Origin of the sequence: Microbacterium sp. SA39, from assembly GCF_000967865.1 — a bacterium.
GTDB lineage: Bacteria > Actinomycetota > Actinomycetes > Actinomycetales > Microbacteriaceae > Microbacterium.
The window spans coordinates 404457-429254 of the sequence record NZ_JXRU01000039.1 but is presented as its reverse complement, the minus strand read 5'-3'; the positions used below and the strand labels follow the sequence as shown (position 1 = coordinate 429254).

General features: G+C 68.2%; 28 protein-coding genes. 22 read left to right on the top strand and 6 right to left on the bottom strand.

Annotated elements, in window-relative coordinates:
• Positions 1 to 156: 156 nt before the first annotated feature.
• From RS85_RS18480 to RS85_RS18415, 14 genes are all read left to right on the top strand, one after another.
• Positions 157 to 1086: a J domain-containing protein gene (locus tag RS85_RS18480; RefSeq protein ID WP_046014887.1), complete on the top strand. Its 930-nt coding sequence runs from the start codon at positions 157 to 159 to the stop codon at positions 1084 to 1086.
• A 42-nt stretch (positions 1087 to 1128) separates the two neighbouring features.
• Entirely contained in the window at positions 1129 to 2097 is a 969-nt protein-coding gene (locus tag RS85_RS18475) for a hypothetical protein (RefSeq protein ID WP_046014886.1), read from the top strand.
• Between the two features lie 181 nt (positions 2098 to 2278).
• Positions 2279 to 3286 carry a LacI family DNA-binding transcriptional regulator gene (locus tag RS85_RS18470; protein WP_046014885.1) on the top strand — a complete coding sequence of 336 codons (1008 nt, stop codon included), beginning with the start codon at positions 2279 to 2281 and terminating at the stop codon, positions 3284 to 3286.
• 38 nt (positions 3287 to 3324) lie between these two features.
• Complete coding sequence (locus RS85_RS18465; protein WP_046014884.1) at positions 3325 to 4581, top strand: extracellular solute-binding protein; 1257 nt, start codon at positions 3325 to 3327, stop codon at positions 4579 to 4581.
• 4 nt (positions 4582 to 4585) lie between these two features.
• Positions 4586 to 5482 carry a carbohydrate ABC transporter permease gene (locus RS85_RS18460; RefSeq protein ID WP_046014883.1) on the top strand — a complete coding sequence of 299 codons (897 nt, stop codon included), beginning with the start codon at positions 4586 to 4588 and terminating at the stop codon, positions 5480 to 5482.
• Positions 5479 to 6321, top strand: coding sequence for a carbohydrate ABC transporter permease (locus RS85_RS18455; RefSeq protein WP_046014882.1), 843 nt, complete (start codon positions 5479 to 5481; stop codon positions 6319 to 6321). Before RS85_RS18460 ends, RS85_RS18455 begins: the two co-directional genes overlap by 4 nt.
• A gap of 30 nt (positions 6322 to 6351) precedes the next feature.
• On the top strand, positions 6352 to 7353 hold the full coding sequence (locus RS85_RS18450) for a glycoside hydrolase family 130 protein (RefSeq protein WP_046014881.1): 1002 nt from the start codon (positions 6352 to 6354) through the stop codon (positions 7351 to 7353).
• A 4-nt stretch (positions 7354 to 7357) separates the two neighbouring features.
• Positions 7358 to 9391 (top strand): hypothetical protein, encoded by a 2034-nt coding sequence (locus RS85_RS18445; RefSeq protein WP_046014880.1) that lies wholly within the window; start codon positions 7358 to 7360, stop codon positions 9389 to 9391.
• Positions 9392 to 9444: 53 nt separating this feature from the next.
• Positions 9445 to 9780, top strand: coding sequence for a hypothetical protein (locus RS85_RS18440; RefSeq protein WP_152642467.1), 336 nt, complete (start codon positions 9445 to 9447; stop codon positions 9778 to 9780).
• On the top strand, positions 9777 to 10664 hold the full coding sequence (locus RS85_RS18435; protein ID WP_046014878.1) for a hypothetical protein: 888 nt from the start codon (positions 9777 to 9779) through the stop codon (positions 10662 to 10664). The genes RS85_RS18440 and RS85_RS18435 overlap by 4 nt, the downstream gene beginning before the upstream one ends.
• Before the next feature lie 260 nt (positions 10665 to 10924).
• Positions 10925 to 11431 carry a hypothetical protein gene (locus RS85_RS18430; protein WP_046014877.1) on the top strand — a complete coding sequence of 169 codons (507 nt, stop codon included), beginning with the start codon at positions 10925 to 10927 and terminating at the stop codon, positions 11429 to 11431.
• Positions 11432 to 11482: 51 nt separating this feature from the next.
• A complete protein-coding gene (locus RS85_RS18425; RefSeq protein WP_046014876.1) occupies positions 11483 to 12133 on the top strand; it encodes a histidine phosphatase family protein in 651 nt (216 codons plus the stop codon).
• A 64-nt stretch (positions 12134 to 12197) separates the two neighbouring features.
• A complete protein-coding gene (locus RS85_RS18420; RefSeq protein ID WP_046014875.1) occupies positions 12198 to 12620 on the top strand; it encodes a Fur family transcriptional regulator in 423 nt (140 codons plus the stop codon).
• Between the two features lie 68 nt (positions 12621 to 12688).
• Positions 12689 to 14158 carry a catalase gene (locus RS85_RS18415; RefSeq protein WP_046014874.1) on the top strand — a complete coding sequence of 490 codons (1470 nt, stop codon included), beginning with the start codon at positions 12689 to 12691 and terminating at the stop codon, positions 14156 to 14158.
• A 210-nt stretch (positions 14159 to 14368) separates the two neighbouring features.
• On the opposite strand, the gene RS85_RS18410 is transcribed toward RS85_RS18415, so the two are convergent.
• Positions 14369 to 15340 carry a hypothetical protein gene (locus tag RS85_RS18410; protein ID WP_046014873.1) on the bottom strand — a complete coding sequence of 324 codons (972 nt, stop codon included), beginning with the start codon at positions 15338 to 15340 and terminating at the stop codon, positions 14369 to 14371.
• 27 nt (positions 15341 to 15367) lie between these two features.
• Here RS85_RS18410 and RS85_RS18405 point away from each other — a divergent pair, with 27 nt between their 5' ends.
• Positions 15368 to 16177, top strand: coding sequence for an alpha/beta fold hydrolase (locus RS85_RS18405; protein ID WP_046014872.1), 810 nt, complete (start codon positions 15368 to 15370; stop codon positions 16175 to 16177).
• A gap of 232 nt (positions 16178 to 16409) precedes the next feature.
• Here the strand turns inward: RS85_RS18405 and msrA are convergent, their stop codons facing one another.
• Together msrA and msrB are read right to left on the bottom strand one after the other, a co-directional pair.
• Entirely contained in the window at positions 16410 to 16952 is a 543-nt protein-coding gene (gene msrA, locus RS85_RS18400) for a peptide-methionine (S)-S-oxide reductase MsrA (RefSeq protein WP_046014871.1), read from the bottom strand.
• Positions 16949 to 17425 (bottom strand): peptide-methionine (R)-S-oxide reductase MsrB, encoded by a 477-nt coding sequence (msrB, locus tag RS85_RS18395; RefSeq protein ID WP_046014870.1) that lies wholly within the window; start codon positions 17423 to 17425, stop codon positions 16949 to 16951. Before msrB ends, msrA begins: the two co-directional genes overlap by 4 nt.
• A gap of 153 nt (positions 17426 to 17578) precedes the next feature.
• On the opposite strand from msrB, the gene RS85_RS18390 reads away from it, so the two are divergent.
• From RS85_RS18390 to RS85_RS18370, 5 genes are all read left to right on the top strand, one after another.
• Complete coding sequence (locus RS85_RS18390; RefSeq protein ID WP_046014869.1) at positions 17579 to 18496, top strand: DUF808 domain-containing protein; 918 nt, start codon at positions 17579 to 17581, stop codon at positions 18494 to 18496.
• A gap of 17 nt (positions 18497 to 18513) precedes the next feature.
• Positions 18514 to 19707, top strand: a complete 1194-nt coding sequence (locus tag RS85_RS18385) for a hypothetical protein (RefSeq protein WP_046014868.1) — start codon at positions 18514 to 18516, stop codon at positions 19705 to 19707.
• A gap of 74 nt (positions 19708 to 19781) precedes the next feature.
• The gene (locus tag RS85_RS18380) at positions 19782 to 20318 is read left to right on the top strand and encodes a GNAT family N-acetyltransferase (RefSeq protein WP_152642466.1); all 537 of its coding nucleotides are present in this window, start codon (positions 19782 to 19784) and stop codon (positions 20316 to 20318) included.
• Positions 20319 to 20323: 5 nt separating this feature from the next.
• Positions 20324 to 21028, top strand: a complete 705-nt coding sequence (gene pnuC / locus RS85_RS18375; protein WP_046014867.1) for a nicotinamide riboside transporter PnuC — start codon at positions 20324 to 20326, stop codon at positions 21026 to 21028.
• 180 nt (positions 21029 to 21208) lie between these two features.
• Entirely contained in the window at positions 21209 to 22591 is a 1383-nt protein-coding gene (locus RS85_RS18370) for an LLM class flavin-dependent oxidoreductase (protein WP_046014866.1), read from the top strand.
• Positions 22592 to 22730: 139 nt separating this feature from the next.
• Here the strand turns inward: RS85_RS18370 and RS85_RS19860 are convergent, their stop codons facing one another.
• Positions 22731 to 22907, bottom strand: coding sequence for a hypothetical protein (locus RS85_RS19860; protein ID WP_046014865.1), 177 nt, complete (start codon positions 22905 to 22907; stop codon positions 22731 to 22733).
• Complete coding sequence (locus tag RS85_RS18360; RefSeq protein WP_046015017.1) at positions 22904 to 23647, bottom strand: MerR family transcriptional regulator; 744 nt, start codon at positions 23645 to 23647, stop codon at positions 22904 to 22906. The genes RS85_RS19860 and RS85_RS18360 overlap by 4 nt, the downstream gene beginning before the upstream one ends.
• Positions 23648 to 23708: 61 nt before the next feature.
• On the opposite strand from RS85_RS18360, the gene RS85_RS18355 reads away from it, so the two are divergent.
• Both RS85_RS18355 and RS85_RS18350 read left to right on the top strand, forming a co-directional pair.
• On the top strand, positions 23709 to 23915 hold the full coding sequence (locus tag RS85_RS18355) for a DUF6194 family protein (protein WP_046014864.1): 207 nt from the start codon (positions 23709 to 23711) through the stop codon (positions 23913 to 23915).
• Positions 23912 to 24448, top strand: a complete 537-nt coding sequence (locus tag RS85_RS18350) for a putative immunity protein (protein ID WP_046014863.1) — start codon at positions 23912 to 23914, stop codon at positions 24446 to 24448. The genes RS85_RS18355 and RS85_RS18350 overlap by 4 nt, the downstream gene beginning before the upstream one ends.
• On the opposite strand, the gene RS85_RS18345 is transcribed toward RS85_RS18350, so the two are convergent.
• Entirely contained in the window at positions 24434 to 24769 is a 336-nt protein-coding gene (locus RS85_RS18345) for an L-rhamnose mutarotase (protein WP_046014862.1), read from the bottom strand. The two genes, RS85_RS18350 and RS85_RS18345, sit on opposite strands and share 15 nt — an antisense overlap.
• Positions 24770 to 24798 lie beyond the last annotated feature (29 nt).

Here is a 24798-nt window from a genome sequence, read left to right as displayed (position 1 = left end):
GCGGCGGCGACGCTCAGGTCGCAGATGGCGTCGCCTCCCGGCCGTGGAGGCGGCACGAACTGCGACCGGAACGAGCCGAGGCGGCCGGAACTGCGACCGGAACGCTGGGCGGCGGCGAGGCAATAGCCTGGATGCTGCGACGGCGGAAGGAGCGCGATGTTCGACAGTCCGCTCTCGGCGTCGGCGTACGAGGTGCTCGGCGTCGCCTCGACCACCGACGACGACGAGCTGCGGCGTGCATATCGCCTCCGATTGCGGCAGACCCACCCCGACACCGGCGGCGATGCGGCCGTGTTCATCCGCGTGCAGCGCGCGTGGGAGCTGGTCGGCACGCCGGAAGGCCGCGCGGCCTATGACCGCAGTCACGGCATCGGCATCGAGACCGAGTGGGGCGGATGGCGCGCCCCGAGCGCTCGCACCGACACTCGTCCGCGACCCAAGACCTACGGCGAGCCCGGTGCGTGGCGGCGTGCTCGGTACGTGGCCCTCCTGCAGGACTGGGCGGGCGAGGAGATCGCGGATCCGTACGCGCCGTCGCTCGTGCGCGCGGCACCCCGCGAGCTCAAGCGCCTGCTCGCCGACGCCCTCGCCGAAGAGGGCACGGCGGCCGCGGCATCCGGCCTGGGCATGGGCTTCACGCTGTGGCACGGCATCGCCGTGGCGGCATCCGCCGAGAAAGAAGTGACGGATGCCGCGGAACGACTCGACCACGTGATCCTCGGCCCGTCCGGCCTCTACGGCGTGATGTCGGCGGACTTCGGCGGCACGGTCGGTTTCCGTCGCGGCGAGATCACCGGTCCGAGCCTCGGGCACCGCGCGCCCGTCACGACTCTGCTCTCTCAGATCAACGCGGTCGCCCGTGCCGCCCGCGTGCGTTTCAGCGGCGCGATCGTCGCGCTTCCCGACGATGACCTGTCTCAGGCGGCGACGCCGCTCGGCAGCATCCGCGGTCTTCCCGTCGTGGTGATCCGTCGCAGCGCGCTGCCCGGCCTGCTGCGGCGCGGTCTTCCCGGCGCGCGGGTCATCGGCGGCAACGAGCTGTTCGACATCCGCACCCGCCTGACCCAGACCTCGCGCTTCGTCTGACACCCTCTTTCCCCCTTCCCGGGCCTCGGGTAGCGTGCGGGCATGGCGATCTCGACGACGCTCCGCGACTGGCTCCTCGACAGCGATCCCGCTCTGCGCTGGCAGGTCGAGCGCGATCTGATCGGGGCTGCGCCCGAGGTCTGGGAGGCGACCCGTTCCCACGTCGCGACCGAGGGCTTCGGTGCGGCGATGCTCGCCGAGGAGGATGCCGACGGCCAGTGGGCCGGCGGCTCGTACTTCCCCGCCGGCTACTTCGGCAGCGCCGAGGCGGAGCAGCCAGGGCAGCCGTGGGTCGCGACGACCTGGTCGCTGAAAGAGCTGCGCGAGTGGGGCCTGGATGCCGCGGTGCTGAGCGGCACCGCGGAGAAGCTCGCGGCGAACAGCCGCTGGGAGTACGACGATCTGCCGTACTGGGGTGGCGAGGTCGACGTGTGCATCAACGCGTTCACGCTGGCCACCGGGGCGTGGCTCTGCGTCGATATGACCGACCTCGCCCGGTGGTTCGTCGAGCACCGCCTCGAGGACGGCGGGTGGAACTGCGAGGCGGAGGAGGGCGATTCGACGCGGTCGTCGTTCCACTCCACGCTCAATGCACTGCGCGGGATGCTGACCTTCGAGCGCATCACCGGCGACGCCTCGCTGCGCGAAGCCCGGCACGGCGGCGAGGAGTATCTGCTGCGTCGACGGCTGATGTACCGCGAGTCGACCGGAGAGCTCGTGGGCGACTTCGTCGGGCAGTTCACCTATCCGCCGCGCCACCGCTACAGCGCCCTGACCGCACTCGATCACTTCCGCGAGGCGTCGCTGCTCGAGGGCACGGCGCCCGATCCGCGCCTCGCCGACGCCGTCGCGCTGATCCGCGATGCTCGGCAGCCCGACGGCACCTGGCTGCAGGGCGAGCCTCTCGCCGGACGCACCTGGTTCGCGGTCGACGTGCCGGAGGGCGAGCCGTCGAAGTGGCTGACTCTGGTCGGCACGCGCGTCCTCGACTGGTGGGATGCCGCAGGCTGAGCCCGCCGCATGGCCTGCGTTTCGAATCGCGCAACTGGTCGATAATCCCGCCGACTACCCGCCATTTGCGCGATTCGAAAGAGCGGAGACCCGTTGACAGGCCTCTGCAAACCGGTTTACACTCGTGCAAACCGGTTCAACCGCCCTACAGAGCGCCGGTGCGAAACCACGAGGAGGTGGCATGAGCCGCACGACGATCGCCGATGTCGCCCGCGAAGCCGGCGTCACGAAGGCCACGGTCTCGCACGCGCTCAGCGGCAACCGCCCGACCTCCGAAGAGACCCGCGCGAAGGTTCTGGCCGCGGCCGAGAAGCTCAACTGGGTGCCGAGCCAGAGCGCACGCGCCCTCGCGACGAGCCGTGCCAACGCGATCGCCGTCGTCTTGGCGCGCGACCCCGAGGTCATCGCGAACGACTCGTTCTTCCCCGCGTTCATCGCCGGTGTCGAGTCGGTGCTCGCCGAGACCGAGACCGCTCTGCTCCTGCAGGTCGTCACGGATCAGGATGCCGAGGAGCGGGCGTACCGCACGCTCAGCCACGGCCGCGCCGACGGCGCACTCCTGCTCGACCTCCGCGCCGACGACTGGCGCGTGCCGCTCCTGACCGAACTCGCCCTGCCCACGGTGCTGGTCGGCGCTTACGACCAGCCGACCTCGTTCTCGTGCGTCCGCACCGACGACGCCGCCCCGGTTCGGGAGCTCATCGCGCACCTCCGTGCTGCCGGCCACGAGCGCATCGCCCACGTCTCCGGCCCGCTCGACTACGTGCACTCCCGCGCTCGCGCGGATGCCTTTGTCGCCGACATCGGGTCCGACGAACTGCTCCGCGAGGGCGACTTCACCGCGGCGAGCGGCCGCGATCGCACCGAAGAGCTCCTGGCGCTCCCGGACCGCCCCACCGCCATCCTGTACTCGAACGACACCATGGCGATCGCCGGTCTCTCGTTCGCCCGCTCGCAGGGCCTCTCGATTCCGCGCGATCTCGCGATCTCGGGCTTCGACGACGACCACCTGTCGGCGCACCTCTCCCCCGCGTTGACCAGCGTCTCATCCGATCCCGCGGCCCGCGGCCGCGCGGCGGCCCGCCTGCTCCGCGCCGACATCTTCGGCGCCGACCCACGCACCGAGGTCGTCGACTGCAACGTCGTGCACTTCCGCGACAGCACCGCAGCGCGGTCGGCATCCGCATAACCCACCAGACAGTCAGCCCCTGTGTCGAGGAGGACACCATGAAGAAGATCCGAGCAGCAGCACTCATCGGCGCGGTCGCGCTGGTCGTCACCGGATGCTCGTCCGGCGGGGGCGGCGGAGCCGACGCCACCGGCCCGATCGACATCTGGCTCTCGAACAACGAGCAGGAGGTGGAGTGGGGCAAGGCCGTCGTCGAAGCCTGGAACGCCGAGCATCCCGATGAGAAGGTCACCGCACAGGAGATCCCCGCGGGATCCTCGTCGGAAGAGGCCATCACCGCAGCGATCACCGCGGGCACTGCGCCGTGCCTCGTGTACAACGTCGCTCCGGCGGCCGTCTCGGGCTGGGTCAAGCAGGGCGGACTGGTCGACCTCAGCACGATGGAGGGCGGCAGCGACTACATCACCGAGCGAGGCGGCGACGTCGAGTCGTACTCGACCGATGGCAGCTACTACCAGCTGCCCTGGAAGTCGAACCCCGTCATGGTCATGTACAACAAGGCACTCTTCACCGCGGCCGGCATCGACCCGGAGAACCCGCAGATGAACACCTACGACGCGTTCCTCGAGGGCTCCCGCAAGATCGTGGACTCCGGCGTGCAGAGCGCGATCTGGCCGGCGCCGACCAGCGAGTTCTACCAGCCGTGGTTCGACTTCTATCCGCTGTATCTCGCCGAGACCGACGGCACCATGCTCGTCGAAGACGGCAAGGCCACGGTCGATTCGGATGCCGGCCGCACGGTCGCCGAGTTCTGGGCGACCATCTACGAGGAGAAGCTGGCGCCGAACGAGGCGGCTACCGACGACGCGATGTCGTCGGGCACCACCGCGATGCAGCTCGCCGGCCCCTGGGCCATCCCGTCCTACGCCGAGACCGTCGACGTAGGATTCATGCCGGTGCCGACCAGCGACGGGCGCGAGACCCCGACGACCTTCGCCGACTCCAAGAGCGTCTCGATGTTCACCGCCTGCGAGAACCAGGGGACGGCGTGGGAGTTCCTGAAGTTCTCCACCAGCGTCGAGAGCGACGGCCAGTTCCTCGAGGCCACGGGCCAGATGCCGATGCGCACCGACCTGACCGAGAGCTTCGCGGACTACTTCGACGCGAACCCGAACTACGTCGCGTTCGCGGAGCAGGCCGAGGCCACGGCCGATGTGCCCAGCATCCCGAACTCGGTGGAGGCCTGGCAGGCGTTCCGCGACGCTTACTCCCCCGCGGTGATCTTCGGCAAGGACTCGATCGACGACTTCCTGAAGAACGCGTCGACCGAGATCGACGAGCTCGTCGCCGAGTGATCCGATGACCGACAACCGGCGGTTGCGCACCCGATGGCTGGGTGCGCAACCGATCGGCGGCCTCTTCACGCTGCCGTATTTCGTGTTCGTGATCGCGATCTTCGCCTACCCGCTCGCGTTCGCCGTCTACATCGCCTTCCACGACTACTTCTTCACCGCGCCGGGCACGGAACCCGACCGTCCGTTCGTGGGCTTCGACAACTTCGTCACCGTGCTCACCGATCCGCGGGTGCTCGAATCCTTCCGCAACACGCTCGTCTTCCTGGTGATCAACGTGCCGCTGACCGCGGTGCTGTCCCTCGTGCTCGCGGCGGCCCTGAACACCGGCATCCGCTGGGTGGCCGCGTATCGCGTGGCGTTCTACGTGCCGTACCTGACGGCAAGCGTCTCGCTCGTCGGCGTGTGGATGCTGCTGTTCTCGGGCAACGGCCTGATCAACTCGATCCTCGGGCCGCTCGCCCCTGAGCCGTCGTGGCTCGTGAACAGCGCTCTCGCGATGCCGATGATCGCGCTGTACGTGACGTGGAAGCAGCTGGGTTTCTACATCCTGCTGTATCTCGCGGCGCTGCAGAACGTGCCGAAGGAGCTGTATGAATCGGCCGAGACCGATGGAGCGGGCGCCTTCAAGCGCTTCCTGCACGTCACGGTCCCCGGCGTGCGCAGCGCCACGACACTCGTGCTGATCCTGTCGATCATCACCGGCGCGAACCTCTTCACCGAGCCGTACCTGCTCACGAACGGCGGCGGTCCGGATGGGGCTTCGTCGACTCCGGTGCTGCTCATCTACCAGCTGGGCATCCAGCAGCAGAACCCCGATACCGCGGCAGCCATCGGCATGATCCTCGTGATCCTCGTCGGGATGCTGTCGCTCGCGGCCAACCGAGCGACCAGGGAGCGATGATGAAACGCAGAAGCAAGGCTCCACGCATCATCAGCGTCATACTGCTGACGGTCGCGGCCATCGGGTTCGCCTTCCCGTTCTACTTCATGATCGTCGGGGCTTTCCAGGAGAGTCCGACGAACGCTCCGAACGAGCTCTTCCCGACGAGCGGCTGGACGGTCGACAACTTCGTCGCGATCGACTCGCGCATCGACCTGGTCGGCTCGCTGCTGAACTCGCTGATCTTCACGGCCGGCGTCCTGCTCGGCACCGTCGTCTTCGGCCTGCTGGCCGGGTACGCGATCGCCCGGCTCGACTTCCGCGGTCGCGGAGTCGTCTGGGTGCTCATGCTGCTCGTGCAGATGGTGCCGTTCCAGCTGCTGATGATACCGCTGTACGTGCAGATCACACGCAGCTACGGTCTCGGCGACTCGTACCTCGGCATGATCCTGCCGTTCGCGATCAACACGACGGCGGTGTTCATCTTCGTGCAGTTCTTCAAGGCGCTGCCGGTCGAGATCTTCGAGGCCGCGCGCATCGACGGCGCCGGTGAGATCCGCCTGCTCACGTCGGTCGCGATACCGCTGATCAAACCCGTGCTGGTGACCGTCATCCTCGTCACGTTCATCGGACCGTGGAACGAGTTCCTCTGGCCGTTCCTGATCACGAAGGATGCCACGCTGCAACCGCTCGCGGTGTCGCTCGCGAATTACATCTCGAACGTCGCGCAGTCCACGGCGAACCCGAACGGGGCGATTCTCGCGGGCGCGACCGCGCTGGCCTTCCCCGTCGTCATCCTGTTCATCGTCTTCCAGCGGTTCTTCCGCGCCACCGACCTCGGTGCAGCCGTCAAGGGCTGACCCATAGCTGCCTCACCAGAAAGGGCTTCCATGTTCACCGGAGCATCCTTCCCCCTCGGACCGTTCACTCCCTACGAGGGCAACCCGATCCTGCGCCCGCGCGGCGACAGCTGGGAATCGGCGAACCTCTACAACCCCGCGGCGATCGTCGACGGCGACGAGGTCGTGCTGCTCTATCGGGCGCACGCCGACGACATCATCTCCCACATCGGCCTCGCCCGCTCGAGCGACGGCGTGAACTTCACCCGCGAGGACGCGCCGATCCTCTCGCCCTCCGAGGATTACGAGACCTACGGCTGTGAAGACCCGCGCATCGCGCTCATCGACGGCACGTACTACCTCACGTACACGGGCTGGGATCGCCGTAGCGCGCAGCTGTGCTTGGCGACCTCGACGGACCTGCGCACTTGGACCAAGCACGGTCCCCTGTTCGACGACTTCGACACGTTCAAGACCATGGATCCTCGCGGCTTCAACTGGTCGAAGGCCGGAGTCATCGTGCCGCAGCAGATGCACGGCAAGTGGTGGATGTACTTCGGCGAGGGCGCGATCTACTGGGCGACCAGCGATGACCTCATCCACTGGACGCCCGGCACTGCCGACACCGAGCCGATGTACTCGCCGACCCCCGGCACCTGGGACGAGGCGCTCGTCGAGATCGGCACCTCGCCGGTCGTCACCGACAACGGGCTGCTGCTCTTCCTGACGAACGGCGCGACCCGGGTCGTGCACGACGACGGCTCGGTCGACGTCGACTACCGCTGCGGACAGATCGCGATCGATCCGGATGAGCCGACCAAGGTCATCGCGCGCCTGCAGGAGCCGTGGCTGCGGCCGCAGACCTTCGAGGACCTGCACGGTCTCATCTCGAACGTGACCTTCGTGGAGGGGCTCGTGAAGTTCCAGGAGAAGTGGTTCGCGTACTACGGGCAGTCCGACACGACCCTCGCCGTCGCCATCCACGATCCGGCGGAGCCCTGGGGCCGCGCGCTGCGCGATGCCGCGCATTCCTCTTCGAATTCCGGGGAGTGACGACATGGACACCTCACGACGCTCGTTCCTGACCATTGCGGCGACGGCATCCGCTCTCGCCCTCCTCCCGACGGATGCCGCGTTCGGGGCAGCCGCCCCGTTTCCGGGCACTCCCGGGCTTCCCCTCGCGGCCGCTCGCGGAGCGCGCCTGACGAACCTCGCGCACCTGCGGTTCCTGCTCGCCGACGTACCGGTGGTCGCGAGCACCACCCACACGACCTACGGCATCGGCGCGCGCCCCCTCGTGCGCGCGCCCTGGACGTATGCCGACACCGACGGCGCAGGCGGCTTCCGCCCGGTCGGCGGCGGCACCCGCGACGCGGTGACCGGCTACTGGACGCAGGGCGCGTACAACGCCGACGACATCGCCCGGGCAGCGATCGTGCTCCTGCGCGAGTGGAGGGCGACTGGTGACGCCCAGGCGGCCGACGAGGCGCGGGACGTGCTGCGTTCGCTGGCGTTCCTGCAGACCACGAGCGGTCCGAACGCCGGTCGGGTCGTGCTCTGGCAGCAGGAGGACGGCACGCTCAACCCGAGCGCGATCCCGGTCGAGCTGCCCGATCCCTCCGACTCCGCCGAGTCGTACTGGCTCGCGCGCTCGGTCTGGGCGTTCGGCGAGGGCTACGCCGCGTTCCGCGATGCGGACCCCGATTTCGCGGCCTTCCTGCTCGCCCGCCTGCATCTCTGCCTCGACGCCCTGGCAAAGGAATCGCTGTCCCGCGCCGGCCAGTGGGTGCTGAGCGACGGGCGAAGGCTGCCGGCGTGGCCGATCGCCGGAGGAGCGGATGCCACGGCCGAGGCCATGCTGGGCCTCGCCGCCGCGACCGACGCCGGAGATGCCCGCAGCCGCCAGGCGCTCCAGACCTACGGCGAGGGCGTGGCCGCGATGGCCACCGACCCGTCGCAGGGCTGGCCGTTCGGTGCGGTGCTGCCGTGGACCGGGTCGCTCGGGTTCTGGCACGCCTGGGGTGCGGCAGCTCCCGAGGCGCTCGCGCGCGGCGGTGCTCTGCTGCGTCGACGGGACTGGTCGGCCGCGGCGATCGCGGATGCCGGAAGGTTCACGCCCCAGGTGCTCGCCTCCGGCGGGCCGCACAACGCGTGGGCGCCGATTCCGGCCGAGGCGCAGATCGCGTACGGTGCGCACGGCCGCGTGGCCGGTGCCCTCGCCGCGGCTGCGGTCGGCGGCGAAGGGCTGCGCGTGCTCGCGGGGCTGGCCGCCGGCTGGTTCTTCGGAGCCAACACCGCCGGCATCCCGGTGTACGACCCGGCGACAGGTGTCACGTTCGACGGCGTGGAGACCGACGGCCGCGTGAACCGGAACTCGGGGGCCGAGTCGACGATCCACGGCCTCCTCACGATGCAGCTGCTCGACGCGAACCGCGATGTCGCCGAGGTCGCGACCTCGATCACGGGCCTGCGCTCGTTCTCGGGGCTTCGTGTTCTCGAGGCGGAAGCCGCGCGCCTGTCGCCCGGCGCAGTCGTCGTGAAGCCGGACGGCGGTGCCTGGATCGGCGAGGGCAATCTCTCGGGCGGATCCTTCGTGCGCCTGGCCCCCGGCGAGTGGGCCGAGTTCGATGTGACCGAGGCCGGCGGCATCCTGCATGGCCTGATCTGGCGGCAGGCGGCGGATGCCGGCCAGGCGACGTGGGAGGTCTTCGCCGGCCGCAAGACGGTGTGGAGCACGCGCACGCCTGCGGGCGGGACCGGCGATCGAGGCCTCACCGAAGCCGACGGGATGCTGGTTCCCCAGCTGCTCGGCGGCGACCTGCCCGACGGGCCCCTGGTCGTGCGCTGCACGAGCCGCGGTGACGTGCGCCTGGACGCGCTCGTGATCCAGCCGCGCGTCGCGACCGCGGTGTACGCGACCAAGACCGGCTCCGCGGTGCTCTACGCCAACGGCGCACGGAAGGATCAGCGCGTCTCGCCGCTCGCTCCTGGCGCGGGCCGGGCGTACGAGGCCGACGGCTCGCAGCGCGGACAGGCTGCGCAGGGCGGGAAGGTGCGCGTGCGCGGGGAGGGCTTCACGATCACCCGGTGATCATGTCTGAGGGTGTCTATAGTGTGGACTAAGGAAACCAAGCCTTCATGGGGGTGAAAGCGTTGGATAAAGACGAACGTAGCTTCGCGCTGACCACGTCGATCAGTTTCCCGATGCTCGCACCGGAAAGACTCGGAGAGGTCGCGGAGCGGCTTGACCACGCCGTCTACGAAGCTACTGGCGACGTTGCGGCTGTTACTGGCTACTTCGTGGCCGTGAATGCTGGTGCCGGAGAGATCGAAGTCGGCTTGCGCTTCGAGGGCATGGCGCCTCGCTACATCAACGAAACAGCTCATGAACTCCTAGAGAGTGTGCTCAAGCAGGTCGCGCAGGATCAGATGCCGCCCCTTGCCTCGGTACGTGAAGAATCGGCACTCACGCCGGCATGACGTCTGACGATCGCGCCATCAGCGCACTCACGTGGCTGTGGCGACTGATCAAGGGATGGTCGCCGCAGACACTTGGGGTTCTCGCCACTTTCTTCTCGATTATCTGGGGCTCGTACGACGTCGACAAGGCCTGGACCGAAGGGATCTGGGCCTTCTACTGCGCGCTTGGGCTCCTTGTTGCGGCTCTACTCGCTCAAATCTTTATCCAGCGGCCGACGTATATGTCTCTCGCCAAACGGTTGCGAGAAACAGAGCAGAGGGCGGCGATCGACAAGCAGAATATGAGCGATGACGCCGACGCGAAGTCAAGGGTGATCGCCGACACGATGGAGGTTCTACTTCGGAAGATCGCAGAGCACTGCAACGCGGATAGCAACAGTGACCGAGTGTCTGCCTACTTCTTTCACAACGGCAGCTTCATCAATCTTGCTCGGCATGCGCTCCATCCGGAGTATCGACTTCGCGGTAGGTCCAAGTATCCGGTGGGGCAGGGAGCTATCGGCGACGCCTGGGAGATCGGGTCGATCGCAGTCAACCTTCCGACGACCCGCAAGCAGTGGGAACGTCGACTCGTCAGCAAACACGGCTACTCGGCGGAGGAGGCTGCCAGCCTCCGAATGCACAGCGTTAGCATTGCGGCCCTTCGCATCGAGGTAGATCATCGTGCCGTAGGAGTAATCGTCTTCGAATCGGACGAGCTCGAGAACGTAGGCCAAGACACGATCGACGCTGCGAACGCTTCCATGTTGTTTTCTGCACTCAGCGAGATCGTTTCGTCTGCTGCCATGCACACGCCTGGGGTGAAGCAGATTGGACCCGAACCTGCGCCGACTGCACGACCAGAGAGACCTTGGAAGCCGACGAAGCCGCGGTCCCCTTCTTAACGGCGGTCGATGACGCCCATGGAGAGCTTCCGACGCTCGTAGCGCGGACAGGCGGCGCGGGAAGGCGCGCGTGCGCGGGAGGGCTGCACGATCGCCCGCTTAGCGACCACCCGATCAGCGCACATGTTCACGATCGGGGGGCGAGTACGGCGAGTGCGTTCCTTGGTCCCAGCTTGCGCTTCTGACAGAAGATGTTCCGGCCGAGACGAGATGAATCGCTCGAAAGGAGTTACGGTCTAGCCGCCGCTAGAGTTCGGAGCATGAACGACGCTGAAGCCGCGATCCAGGCCGCCAACATCACTTTGTGGGGAGCGATCATCGTCGGCTCGCTGGCGATGATCGGAACGATCGTCAGCTCCGTCATCGCACCGATCTTGCGGGCCCGCGCCGAGGCGAAGCAGAGCCGGGAGAACGCCCGTACCGATGCCCTCCGAGAGATTATTCCGAGCTTGATCTCTCTCGCGATCAGGAACCGATTCCGCGCCTCCACATCGTCCGAAGAGGTGGCTGAACTCGCCGCAGCGGTCGCAAAGTTCGAAATGTGGCTTACGCCCGAAGAGGCGTTGATCGGCACGATCGCGAGGCGAGGGCTCGTGCTGTCACACGCCGTGACCTCAACGAAAGAACTCAACGATAAGGAGACAGCAGCCTTCACCTCGGCGACTGGAGTGTTGCCTCGCTGGGTGCGAGGCGAGCTCTCTCCGGATGAAGCCTGGAAGGAATTCGAACGGGACACTACAGCAGCTGCCAGCAAGGGCCAGGGCTAACTATCGAAGGCCCGCCCTCAGCGGAGTCGAGACTACGGTGGCGATGTGACCATGAACGATCCGCTGCCCGATCATCCCGCGCCCGACAATCCCACCGGGAAGCTCGTGCTCCTGCGCCACGGCGAGACGGAGTGGTCGCGCGCCGGTCTGCACACCGGATTGACGGATGTTCCGCTCACTACGCGCGGCGAGGATCTGGCCCGTGGCGCCGGCGAGCTCGTCACCGACTACGACTTCTCGCTGGTGCTGACCTCGCCCCTGCAGCGCGCCCGGCGCACCGCCGAACTCGCGGGACTGCACGCCGAGGTCGATCCGCTGCTCGTCGAATGGGACTACGGCGGGTACGAGGGGCGCACGACCAAGGAGATCCGCGCAGAGCTCGGCTACAACTGGAGCGCCTTCACCCATGGAGTCGTCCGCGGCGACACGCCCGGCGAGACGGTGGAGGAAGTCGCGGCGCGCGCCTCGCGGGTGCTCACGCGGGTGCTGCCCGCGATGGCCGAGGGCGACGTGGCGCTCGTCGCGCACGGTCATTTCCTGCGCATCCTCACCGCCGTCTATCTGCGCCAGGCTCCGCGCTTCGGCGCACAGATCAGCCTGGATGCCGGCTCGGTCTCGGTGCTGAGCTTCTATCGCGAGCAGCCGGCCATCCTCTCCTGGAACTACGGCCGCGAGCTGCCCCTGGAGCCCTCGGAATCCTGATGTTCACCCGATATTCCGGCATCCTTCTTTTGAATCACTCAAAATAACGTGTAGGGTCGAAGACATGGATACGGACCTCGACACGGTGTTGCATGACGCCGGTCTGAGGGCGACGGCGGGCCGCGTCGCCGTTCTCGAGGCGCTGGATTCCATGGCTCATTCGGATGCGGAGCGGCTCTACCGCACCGTGTTCGACGTGCTTCCGACGACGTCGATCCAGTCGGTGCACAACATCCTCGCGGACCTGACCACGGCGGGCCTCGTGCGCCGGATCGAACCGGCAGGCTCCGCGGCCCTCTACGAGCGGCGCATCGGCGACAACCACCACCACGTCGTCTGCACCTCCTGCGGTGCGGTCGGCGATGTGGACTGCGTGGTCGGCGAGGCGCCGTGCCTCACCCCGTCCTCGGCCGGGGGATTCACCGTCCAGACAGCCGAAGTGACCTTCTGGGGCCTGTGCCCCGGATGCCAGAACGTCGCGCAGTAGTAGGACGCGCCCGCCTGCCCACCCGGGCAGGGGTACTCGTCGCACCTGCGCGCAGAAGGAGAGAGAAAATGACGAATCCGTACGATTCGGCGAAGCCCGCCACCACGACCCAGACCGGCACCCCGGCACCGAGCGACGCCCACTCGCTCACCGTCGGCGCCGACGGCCCCACGGTCCTGCATGACCGCTACCTCGTCGAGAAGCTCGCCTCCTTCAACCGGGAGCGCGTGCCGGAGCGCAACCCGCACGCCAAGGGCGGCGGCGCGTTCGGCGAGTTCGTCGTCACCGAAGACGTCTCGGCGTACACCCGTGCCGCAGCCTTCCAGCCCGGCGCGACCAGCGAGACGCTGCTGCGCTTCTCGTCCGTCGCCGGTGAGCAGGGCTCGCCCGACACCTGGCGCGACGTGCGCGGCTTCGCGCTCCGCTTCTACACGACCGAGGGCAACCTCGACATCGTCGGCAACAACACCCCGACCTTCTTCCTGCGCGACGCCATGAAGTTCCCCGACTTCATCCACTCGCAGAAGCGACTCGGCGACTCGGGTCTGCGCAACGCCGACATGCAGTGGGACTTCTGGACGCTCTCCCCCGAGACCGCTCACCAGGTCACCTACCTGATGGGCGACCGCGGGCTCCCGCGCAGCTGGCGCCACATGAACGGCTACGGATCGCACACCTACCAGTGGGTGAACGCCGCCGGCGAGCGCTTCTGGGTGCAGTACCACTTCATGTCGAACCAGGGCGTCGAGGCTATGGGCGCCGCCGAGGCCGAGCAGCTGGCCGGATCGGATGCCGACTTCTACCGCCGCGACCTGTTCGACGCGATCAACACCGGCGACTTCCCCTCCTGGGACGTGTACGTGCAGATCATGCCGTACGAGGAGGCCAAGGCCTACCGCTTCAACCCGTTCGACCTGACGAAGACCTGGTCGAAGAAGGACTACCCGCGCATCAAGGTCGGCACGTTCACGCTGAACCGCAACCCGCAGAACTTCTTCGCCGAGATCGAGCAGGCCGCGTTCTCGCCCGGCAACCAGGTTCCCGGCACGGGCATCTCGCCCGACAAGATGCTGATGGCCCGCGTCTTCGCGTACTCCGACGCGCAGCGCTACCGCATCGGTGCGAACTACAACCAGCTGCCGGTGAACCAGCCGCACGCGGCCGAGGTGCGCAACTACATGCACGAGGGCCAGATGCAGTTCACGCCGAACCCGGCCGAGCACCGCACCTACACGCCGAACTCCTTCGGCGCTGCCGGCGGACCCGAGGCCGACCCGGTCGCCGGTGTCGAGGCGAGCTGGGAGACCGACGGCGAGCTGATGCGCGCCGCCGCGACCCTGCACCTCGACGACGACGACTTCGGTCAGGCCGGAACCCTGTACCGCACGGTCTTCGACGACGAGCAGCGCGCCCGTTTCCTCGAGACCCTCACGGGTCAGGGCCGCGGCATCACCATCGACGAGATCCGCGAGCGCTTCTTCCAGTACTGGACGAACGTGGATGCCGCCCTCGGCGAGGCCCTGCGCCGCACGGTCTGAGTCAGTCCCCGGTGGTTGAGCGAGCGAAGCGAGACGAAACGCCTCGGACTCGTTCGGTGAGCGAACCGTAGGCGAGACGAGACGCCTCGTCGGATGTCGTGACCTCAGGTCGCGCTTCCGTCGGGGCGTTTCGTCTCCCTCGCTTCGCTCCCTCGCTCAACGAGCGGGGTCTGGCGCCAATTCGTCCGGGTAGACGATGTGACGCGCTCCTCAGCCGACCACCCTGGCGAACAGCAGCTCATCCGATGACGCGAGCAATGCGCGGTCGTCGCGCACGTCGACGAGCGCGAACTCTGCCGCGCCGCGAATCCGCGGTACCTCGTCGAGCGCGCCGTCGTCGAGTGACAGCATCCGCTGCCGCCCTTTCCAGTCGCCGGTCGAGAAGACGGGGGTGAGGATCGCTGACGTCTCGTCCGACGTGAATCGCGAACGGATGCCGTGTTTGCCGGCTCGCTTCTTCCAGCCGCTCTCCTCGTAGACGCGCCGAGCGACTCGTCCGCCGGAATCGAGCTCGGCGACGGTGAAGAAGTCGGAGCCGTACCTGTTCAGGCTCATGGTGTCGCTTCCCTCGACACCCACGAAGCGGATGCCGCGGGCCTCGAGCACGTCACCGACGATCGGGGCCTTCGCGCCGCCCGGGGCGGTGCTGGTGCGTCCGCCCGCCATCGGGAAGTCGGCACCGGCGAGCAGCTCGACGCTCGTCCACGTCGCGGAATCGCCGTCGATCAGCAGCCTCGCGATCGTGCGGGCGTTCTGGAAGGTGACCGGATCGGTGAGCACCACGAGGAAGCCGCCGTCAGCCGCGGCACGAGCGATCCCACCCGCGGTGAGTCCCTCTCCGCGATCCGCGGCATCCGGCCCATCGACGACCTCGACGACGCGAGGCGACCCCAGCTCGTCATCGCAGAACACCGCGGTGCGGTCGTCGGCCAGCACGACGACGCCCTGAGCACCCAGGTCGAGGATCACGGGCTGGGCGCCGAACTCTCCCTCCGGGAGCAGCACTCTCGCCCGCTCGCCGGAATCGTCGACGTGCACGACCTCGGTGCCCCAACCGTCCTCTGCCCGCTGCGCCACCACCGCGAGCGCGGAGCCGTCGGCACGCAGACAGACGGTGGGGGGATGCGGGAACGCGAGTGCGCCTTCGCCGAGGTCGACGCGGGGGCCGGGGAGGAGCTTCACGCCCCGACCCTATCCGGTGGGGCCAGAATGGATGCCGTGGCCGTTCCTCTCTCCGACCTGACCAGCATGCCCGAGCCGCAGCAGGTGTACGCGGCCGACGGCACCCGGCTCGCGACGTATACCTGGGGCGAGCTCGACGCCCCGGTCGTCGTCACGGTGCACGGCTTCGCGTCGAACGCTCGCGACAACTGGGTGCTCACCGGCTGGGTGCGCGAGCTCACGAAGGCCGGGTACCGGGTGCTCGCACTCGACCAGCGCGGCCACGGCCACAGTCAGAAGCCGCATCAGCCCGAGGATTACGGCATCCGCACGCTCGTGACAGACGTCGAAGCGGTCATGGACGCGTATCTCGTCGACGATGCGTTCTACGTCGGCTATTCGCTCGGCGCCCGCGTCGGCTGGGAGGTCGTGCGCGACCTGCCGCAGCGCATCGGGCGGGCGGTGCTCGGCGGCGTACCGGACGGCATCCCCCTCGCCCGGCTGAACCTCGACCAGGTGCGCGCGTACATCGCCGATGGAACGCAGGTCGCCGACCAGACCACGCAGAACTACATCGCGCTGACCGAGCGCGTGCCGGGCAACGACCTGCAGGCGCTCGTCGCTCTCGCCGAGGGAATGCGGGCATCGGGCACGATCGACCCGGACCCCGCGGATGCTCCGACTCGGCCGATCCTCTTCGCGACCGGTTCGAAGGACGGGATCATCGGGGGCTCGCGGGCCCTGGCATCCGCCGCTTCGGACGGAACCTTCTTCGAGATCCCGGGCAGGAACCACTTCAATGCGCCGGGCTCCCGCGACTTCAAGGAAGCGGCGCTGGCCTTCCTCGCGGAAGGCTGAGCCGGCCTCTCGTCGCAACGCGGCTCATGGTCGGGCTGAGAACCTGCGTAGGGCTGAGGATCCGCAGCATCCGCTCCTCCCCACGCTGCGTTCGCCTCCCCCCGCGGCGCGCGAAGCACCTTCGGCGCCGAGCCCGGACGCACGCCGGGGGCCTGGTCAGCCCCAGGCACGACGAAGGCCCTCCGCCCCGAGGGACGAAGGGCCATTCGACAAGCTCAGGGCCCGAGCGGCGTCAGACCGCGGCGCTCTCGCGCTTCGGCAGCACCCAACCCGCACGCGGGAAGTGGCACGTGTAGCCGTTCGGGTACTTGAGCAGGTAGTCCTGGTGCTCTTCCTCGGCCTGCCAGAACGGACCCTCGGGCTCGATCGTGGTCACGGCCTTGCCCGGCCAGAGACCCGAGGCGTCGACGTCGGCGATCGTGTCGCGCGCGACGGTCTCCTGCTCGGGAGTGAGCGGGAAGATCGCCGAGCGGTAGCTCGAGCCGCGGTCGTTGCCCTGACGGTCCTTGGTGGACGGGTCGTGGATCTGGAAGAAGAACGCGAGGATGTCGCGGTACGTGGTCTTCGTGGGGTCGAAGACGATCTCGACGGCCTCGGCGTGACCGGGGTGGTTGCGGTAGGTGGCGTGGGCGTTCGACCCGCCCGTGTAGCCGACGCGCGTGTCGAGCACGCCGGGCTGGCGGCGGATCAGGTCTTCCATGCCCCAGAAACAACCGCCGGCGAGGACGGCCGTCTCGGTGCCGGGGGTGCGGGTGATGGTTCCGGTGTCGGTCATGACTGCTCCTCAGAAGTATCAGTGGCGGTGGTGTCGAAGAGGTGGCTGTAGCGACCGTACCCCTCTTCCTCGAGCCTGTCAGCGGGGATGAACCGCAGAGCGGCGGAGTTCATGCAGTAACGCAATCCTCCCGCGTCGCGCGGCCCGTCATCGAAGACGTGACCCAGGTGACTGTCGGCTGCGGCCGAGCGGGCTTCGGTGCGCTTCATGAACAGCTTGCGATCGGTGCGCGTGGTCACGGCATCCGCATCGATGGGCTTGGTGAAGCTCGGCCATCCGGTGCCGCTGTCGAACTTGTCGGCGGACGAGAACAGCGGCTCGCCCGAGACGACGTCGACGTAGATGCCGTCGTCGTGGGTGTTCCAGTAGGCGTTGCGGAACGGCGGCTCCGTCGCGTCCTGCTGCGTGACCTCGTACTGGAGGTGCGTCAGGGCGCTGACCGCCTCGGGGGTCCTGGTGTACTCATTCGACATGATCCGACTCCTTGTCCGACGTCGCTGGCTGCGCCGTCATAAGAGGAGAACGGATGCCGGGCCTGTTTTGGTCCCGCGGGACTGGGAGCGGGCTGTGAGTTTCCGCCGACTCGATAGAGTTACTCCCCTGAGCCACTCACCCTGGGGGAACACATGTCGGTAGGTCTGCTCGCCGTCGTCGACGACATTCTGAGCGCTGCGATGAAAGCATCGGCGAAGGCGGCCGGTGTCGTGATCGACGACGCCGCGGTCACGCCGCAGTACGTGCAGGGCATCACGCCGGCGCGCGAGCTCCCCGTGGTCGGCAAGATCGCGCTGGGTTCGCTCGCCAACAAGTTCCTCATCATCATCCCGGCAGCTCTCCTGCTCACCGCGTTCGCGCCGTGGGTGCTCCCGTATCTGCTGATCCTCGGCGGCGCGTACCTCTGCTTCGAAGGTGCGGAGAAGGTGCTCGAATGGTTCGGGGTGCAGCACGGCGAAGCCGATGAAGGCGCTCGCGACGAGAAGAAGCTGGTCCTCGGCGCGGTGCGCACCGACCTGATCCTCTCGACCGAGATCATGCTCATCTCGCTCGCGAGCCTCGAGAAGGGGCTCGACATCTGGACGACTCTGGCGATCCTGGCCGTGATCGCCCTGATGATGACGGTCGTCGTCTACGGCGCCGTCGCTCTGCTGGTGAAGATCGACGACATCGGCCTCAAGATGGCGAAGAACTCGGTACAGCGCGTGCGCCACACCGGCACCCGGATCGTCCGCTCGATGCCTGCGGTGTTCCGCTTCATCAGCATCCTCGGCACCGTCGCGATGCTCTGGGTCGGCGGCCACCTGGTGCTGCTGAATCTCGGCGAGGTGGGCTGGCACTTCCCCATCGACGCCCTGCACGCCGTGGATAAGGCGCTCGAGCCGGCCGGCGCCGTCATCGTCTGGGTCGTCAACACGATCATCTCTGCGATCGCCGGCCTGGCCCTCGGCCTGCTCATCGTCGGCATCATCCTCGGGATCGGACGGATGCTGGGCAAGAAGCCGAGCTTCCACGAGGGCGAGGAATCCCCCGCCGACGTGCACGTCTGACGCGCAGCCTCGATACCATGGCCGCCACCCCGAAGAGCCGGAACGCGCGGCGAGACGCCGATCGCTGGTTCCGCGAGCAGGGGCTCCCGACCTTCGTGCCGCTGCGCCGCTGGTTCACCGACCTGCCGCGCCGCGTCGCTCCGCTCATCGTCTGGGTGGCGATCGTGGTGTACCCGCTCGGAAGTGGAATCCAGGTGGCGGTCGACGTTGCGGACGATTCGACCTCGGGCGAGGCCGCGCTGCTGACCCTGCTCGTCGCGGTCGTCCTCGCGGTCGCGGCGGCCGTCACGTGGGGCGGCTACTTCCTCGTCCGCGCCATCCTACGCCGCCTCTCGGTCGGGATCGGCACGCTGGTCGCACTCGTGCTGATCGTCGTCTGTGTCGGCGGGATCATCGCGGATGGCTACTCCGACAACTCGCGCGCGACGGTCGGGCCGGTGTTGACGGCGCTGCTGATCCTCGCGCTGTGCATCCTCGTGACCGGGATGGGCGGCGGCGCGCTCATCTCGTGGGCGTCGCGTCTCGCCGTGCGCAACGCCTCGGCGATCGGGCACATGGCGTCGATCGCGCTTCCGGTGATCCTGATGCTCGTGGTCTTCGCGTTCTTCTCCGCGGAGGTCTGGCAGATGGCATCCGCTCTGAACTGGGGCTCGATCGCGCTGGTCGGCCTGGTCGTCGCGATCCTGGCCGGCATCGTCGTGATGCGGGTCAGCGCTTCGGAGATCGACGACGAGGCGCAGACTCCGACCGAGGTGCAGCGACGGGCGCTGCTCGTCGGCACGCCTGCCGAGCACCGCGAGGCACCAGCGGCGCATCAGCCGCTGCGCGCGCCGCAGCGCTTCAACATCCTGCTCGCGATGACCTTCGCTCAACTCGTGCAGGCGCTGTTCTTCGCCCTGCTGCTCGCGGCGCTGCTCATCGTGATCGGCAGCATCGCCATCCCGGCGGGTGTGATCGAGATCTGGCTCGGCCCGGGCCGCGAGTCTCAGCCGCTCGCGGTGGAGCCGCTCATGGTCGCCGGTGCGACATTGCCGATCACCGTGAACCTGCTGAAGGCGGCGATGCTGCTCTCGCTGATCGCCACTCTGCCGTTCGTGTTCTCGGCCGTGAGCGAGGCCCGGTACCGGGAGCGGTTCTTCGACCCGATCATGGTCGACATGCGTCGCGCCATCCTCGTGCGCGATGCGCTGGCCACGAAGGCGCCGCGCTAGAGCCCCGCCCTCCGGCATCCTGCTAGCGTCGTCGATGCGCACCCGAAGCGCAGAAGACGAGAGACACCCCGCCGATGAGTACCGTGCAGATCAGGGATGCCGAGACCACCGATCTCGAGACGATCACCGCCATCCACAACCACGCCGTCGTGCACACGACCGCGATCTGGAACGAGGATGCCGTCGATGTCGACGATCGCACGGTCTGGCTCGCCGATCGCACCGCCAAGGGCTACCCGGTCATCGTCGCGGTCGACGAAACCGGCGTGGTCGGCTACGCGTCGTATGCGCAGTGGCGGCCGCACAGCGGTTACCGGCACACGGTCGAGCACTCGGTCTATGTGCGCGGCGACCAGCGCGGAAGAGGCATCGGGAAGACCCTGATGACCGAGCTGATCGTGAGGGCGCGCGGCGCCGGCATCCATGTCATGATCGGCGGGATCGAGAGCGGGAACGTCGCATCGATCGTGCTCCACGAGCGGCTCGGGTTCAGCGAGGTCGGACGGATGCCGCAGGTCGGGGCGAAGTTCGGGCGCTGGCTCGACCTCAGCATGCTTCAGCTCGTGCTGGACGACCGCGCGACGCCCGACGCGCCCGCTGCGGCTTCCTGAGCCCGATGGATCTGCTGCGCTGGCTCGCCGAGGCCTTCAACTCGCAATGGATCCTGCCCGGCGGGCAGACCCTGCTGATCCGGGAGGTCGTGGGCAACGCCTTCGGCCTCGCGAGCGCGATCGGCGGCATGCGACGCAAGATCTGGGCGTGGCCGGTCGGCATCGTCGGCAACGTGCTGCTGCTCACGGTCTTCCTCGGTTCGGTCCTCAGCCCCGACCAGTCCCTGCCGCATCTGCTCGGCCAGGCCGGGCGTCAGGTGATGTTCATCGCGGTCGCCATCTACGGCTGGGTGCGCTGGCGGAACGCCGAGGGCGGGCGCGTGACTCCGCGCTGGGCGCCGACCGGAGCGCGCATCGGACTGGTGCTCGGGATGATCGTCGGCACGGTCGCCCTGACGCCGCTGTTCCGCGCGCTCGGGTCCTGGGAGCCGGTGTGGGCCGACGCCTGGACCTTCGTCGGCTCGCTGCTCGCCACGTACGGCATGGCGAAGGGCTGGACCGAGTTCTGGCTGATCTGGATCGCGGTCGACATCGTCGGGGTGCCGCTGCTCTTCGGGTCGGGCTATTACGCGACCGGGCTCATGTACGTCTTCTACGGCATGTTCACCGCGACGGGCTTCGTCATCTGGTGGCGCGCGCAGGTGCTGGCGGCGCGCCCGGTCGAGATCATCCCGCCGGATCCGAGCCCCCGGGCGGCTGAACGCGGCTGAGGTCGTGGCATCCGCGGGTGCTCAGCGGTACACCTGTCGGGCGACACGCCAGATGTCGGACCGATTTGCCGAATCTGCCCGACAAGTGGCGTTTCATCCGACATCTGTACCCGGCGCGAATATGTCCGACCGTGTCGGCGGCACTGGTCAGGTGCGGCATCCTCCCGTTTCATGGGTTGCATGACTCGTCAGATCCGCTTCAACGCCTTCGACATGAACTGCGTCGCCCACCAGTCGTCCGGTCTGTGGCGGCATCCGGACGATCGTTCCCGCCAGTACAACACGATCTCGTACTGGACGGATCTCGCGAAGCTGCTGGAGAGCGCGACCTTCGACGGCATCTTCATCGCCGACGTGCTCGGCACCTACGACGTGTACGGCGGCACCAACGAGGCCGCGATCCGCAACGGTGCGCAGGTGCCGGTCAACGACCCGATCCTGCTGGTGAGCGCGATGGCCGCGGTCACCGAGCACCTCGGCTTCGGCATCACGGCCGGCACCGCGTTCGAGCATCCGTATCCGTTCGCCCGCCGACTGAGCACCCTCGACCATCTCACCCAGGGCCGCATCGGCTGGAACGTCGTGACCGGCTACCTGCCCAGCGCCGCACGGAACATGGGCCAAGAGGATCAGCTCGCCCACGACGACCGCTACGACCACGCCGACGAGTACGTCGAGGTGCTCTACAAGCTGTGGGAGGGGTCGTGGGAAGACGACGCCGTCATCGAGGACCGCGAGAGCGGTGTCTTCACCGACCACACGAAGGTGCACCCCATCGGGCATGAGGGGAAGCACTTCAGCGTTCCCGGCATCCACATCTCCGAGCCCTCACCGCAGCGCACCCCGGTGATCTATCAGGCCGGAGCGAGCCCTCGCGGAGTGCGTTTCGCCGCCGAGAACGCGGAGGCCATCTTCGTCGCCGCCCCCTCGAAGGAGGTGCTGGCGGGTACCGTCAAGCGCATCCGCGACGCTCTCGAAGCCGCCGGCCGCGACCGATACGACGCGCGCATCTACACGCTGCTCACGGTGATCACCGCGGCGACGAGCGAGGAGGCTGCCGCGAAGCACGCGGAGTACCTCACCTACGCGAGCCCCGAGGGCGCGCTGACCTTCATGTCGGGCTGGATGGGCGTCGACCTGTCGCAGTACCGCGAGGACGAGCCAGTCGGCAACGTCGAGTCGAACGCCATCCAGTCGGTGCTGCAGCACCTCAAGGAAGAAGCGGATCTCGGCCGCGAATGGACCGTGGGCGACTTCGGCCGGCACAACGCGATCGGCGGCCTCGGCCCCACGGTGGTCGGTTCCGGCGAGGAGATCGCCGACGAGCTGCAGTCGTGGGTCGATGAGACCGACATCGACGGGTTCAACCTCGCCTACGCGATCACCCCCGGCACCTGGCAGGACGTGATCGACCACGTGATCCCGGTGCTCCGCGAACGCGGCCTGTACCCGGAGGAGTACACGCCGGGTACGCTCCGCCACAAGCTCCAGGGCAAGGGCGACCGCGTGCAGGACACGCATCGCGCCGCGAAGTACCGGGTGGGGGCGCCGGCACGCGTGTAGCCGTCGGCTGCGCCGGTGTTCCGGTCGCAGTTCCTGTCGCTTGCCGGTGTTCCGGTCGCAGTTCCTGCCGTTCCGCGGGTGAGGTGACGGCAGTAATTGCGACCGGAACGGCCGGTCTCAGGGGGCTCAGCCCCAGGACTCAGTCGTCGGCGCGGGTGAACACGCTGCGGATCACGAGGAACACGACGACGGCGACGACCGCGACGATCGCGAGCTTGGCGATGAACCAGAGCACGGAGAACACCGCACTCACCAGCCACCATGCGATCACGACCGCGAGGATCACGCCGAGGATGGTCCAGATGTTCTTCGTCATGGGTCCAGCCTACGGATACCCGCGGCCTCCCGGTCACGGAGGAGCTCGTGCAGGTGGCCAGCGGCCCCGAGGAGTGCGACGCTCCGCCGGGTGAGGTCGTCGAGCCGGTCCGCCAGGATCCGTCGGGCGTCGGCGGTCAGCGTCTGACCGCCGAGCTGTTCGAGGATGCGGGCGATCGGTGGGATGCCGTATCCGCCGCCGCGCAACGCGGCGACGATCCGCGCCTCGGTCACGGCTCTCGCCCCATACGAACGGACCGCGGATGCCGTCGCGCGGAGTGGATGCAGGAGACCCTCCCGCTCCCAGTGACGTAGGGCCGAGGTGCGCACGTCGAGTGCCTGCGCGAGCTCGCCGATCGACATCGCGTCGTCGTCGCCGAGCACGTCAGCGGATTCGGCGACCGCGACGTCGAGACCGCGCAGCGCCTCCCTGACCCTCGATCGCTCACGCGCCAGAGACGCGTGAAGGTCGTCGATCCGCTCCGCCGCATCCTCGACCGTGCCGTCGAGCAGTTCCGGCAGGAGCCGACGGGCGGGGACCGGCCCGATGGCCGCCGCCATCGCGCGGTAGGCCCGAAGCGCCTTCAGATGCCGCTGCTGATAGCGGCGGTAGCCGTTGGCTCCGCGCTCGGCGGGAGGGATGACGTGGAGGCGCTCGAGGTCCCGCACCTGCTGCGTCGAGTAGCCGACGTGGCTCCCGATCTGAGCAGTCGTGAGGGAGGTGACTTGAGGGTTGACCACGGCATCCTCTCGCTTCTCGCCCAGAAAGTCCACATAAGCGGGTGAACCTCATCATTGAATCATGGACATGACGCAGATCATCGAGACGGCGGACACCGATTCGCGGGAGGCCGACGTCTTCCACCGGCATCCGCTCTACGGCGACGCCGGGTGGGTCTGCGTGATCGAACCCGCGGAGAAGACGACGGATGCCGCGCTCGCCCTGCTCCGCGAGGCACACGAGGCCGCGCGGAAGAGGGCCGCCCGGCGGGCGGAGACGGCGCAGTGACCGGCTCGCCGCAGGCGCTCAGCGATGCGGATCGCCGATTCGTCGCCGTCTGGGCGGCGGACTGCGCGGAGCGGGTGCTGCCCCTGTTCGAAGCCGAGGCGCCGGGCGATGACCGCGCTCGAGACGCGATCGCCCGTGCGCGGGCCTTTGCGAGCGGGGAGCTCACGGCGGCGGGCGAGATCCGTCGGCGGTTCGTCGCGGGACGGGCGGCGGCGAGCGCGCACACGCCTGCCGGCGTCGCTGCGGCCAGGGCTGCCGCTCAAGCCGCCGGCGTCGCGCACATGGGAGCGCATGCGCTCGGAGCGGCGGCGTATGCAGCCACAGCAGTCGGGCTCGCACATCCGGATGATTCCGGCGCCGTCGAGGTCGAGGTGCGCTGGCAGCTCGAGCACCTCGCGCCGAATGCAGCTGCCGCTCTCCGCCGACTACCCCTGCTGGGCGCAGACACGGCCGGCCCCCTCGGCCCCGGGCTCCTCGCCTCCGGGGCGCGCGGCACCGTCATCCGCCGTATCCAGGGATCACTCGGAGCCTGACAGCTGTCCTTTCATCGACCAGACCCGTTCGATCGGGGAGAACGCCACTTCGCCGTCAGGGCCGAAGAAGCCGTCGACGAACCTGCCGATATTGCGCTGCCATCGCTCGTTAGCCGGGTGCGGCTGCACGATGCTCATGGCGTGCGCGAAATCGTCGCACTCGACCAGATGGAACAGGTGCAGCCCCGACCGCCATATGGTCCAGTCCGCGATGCCGGCCTCCCTGAACAGGACGCGAAGCTCCTCGGGGATGTCCGCGTGGTGGGTCACGTAACCTTCGACGGCACCGCCGATGATCATCGAGTGCAGGGCGACGCGCATGATTCCTCCCGTGTTCGGCTCAGTGTGCG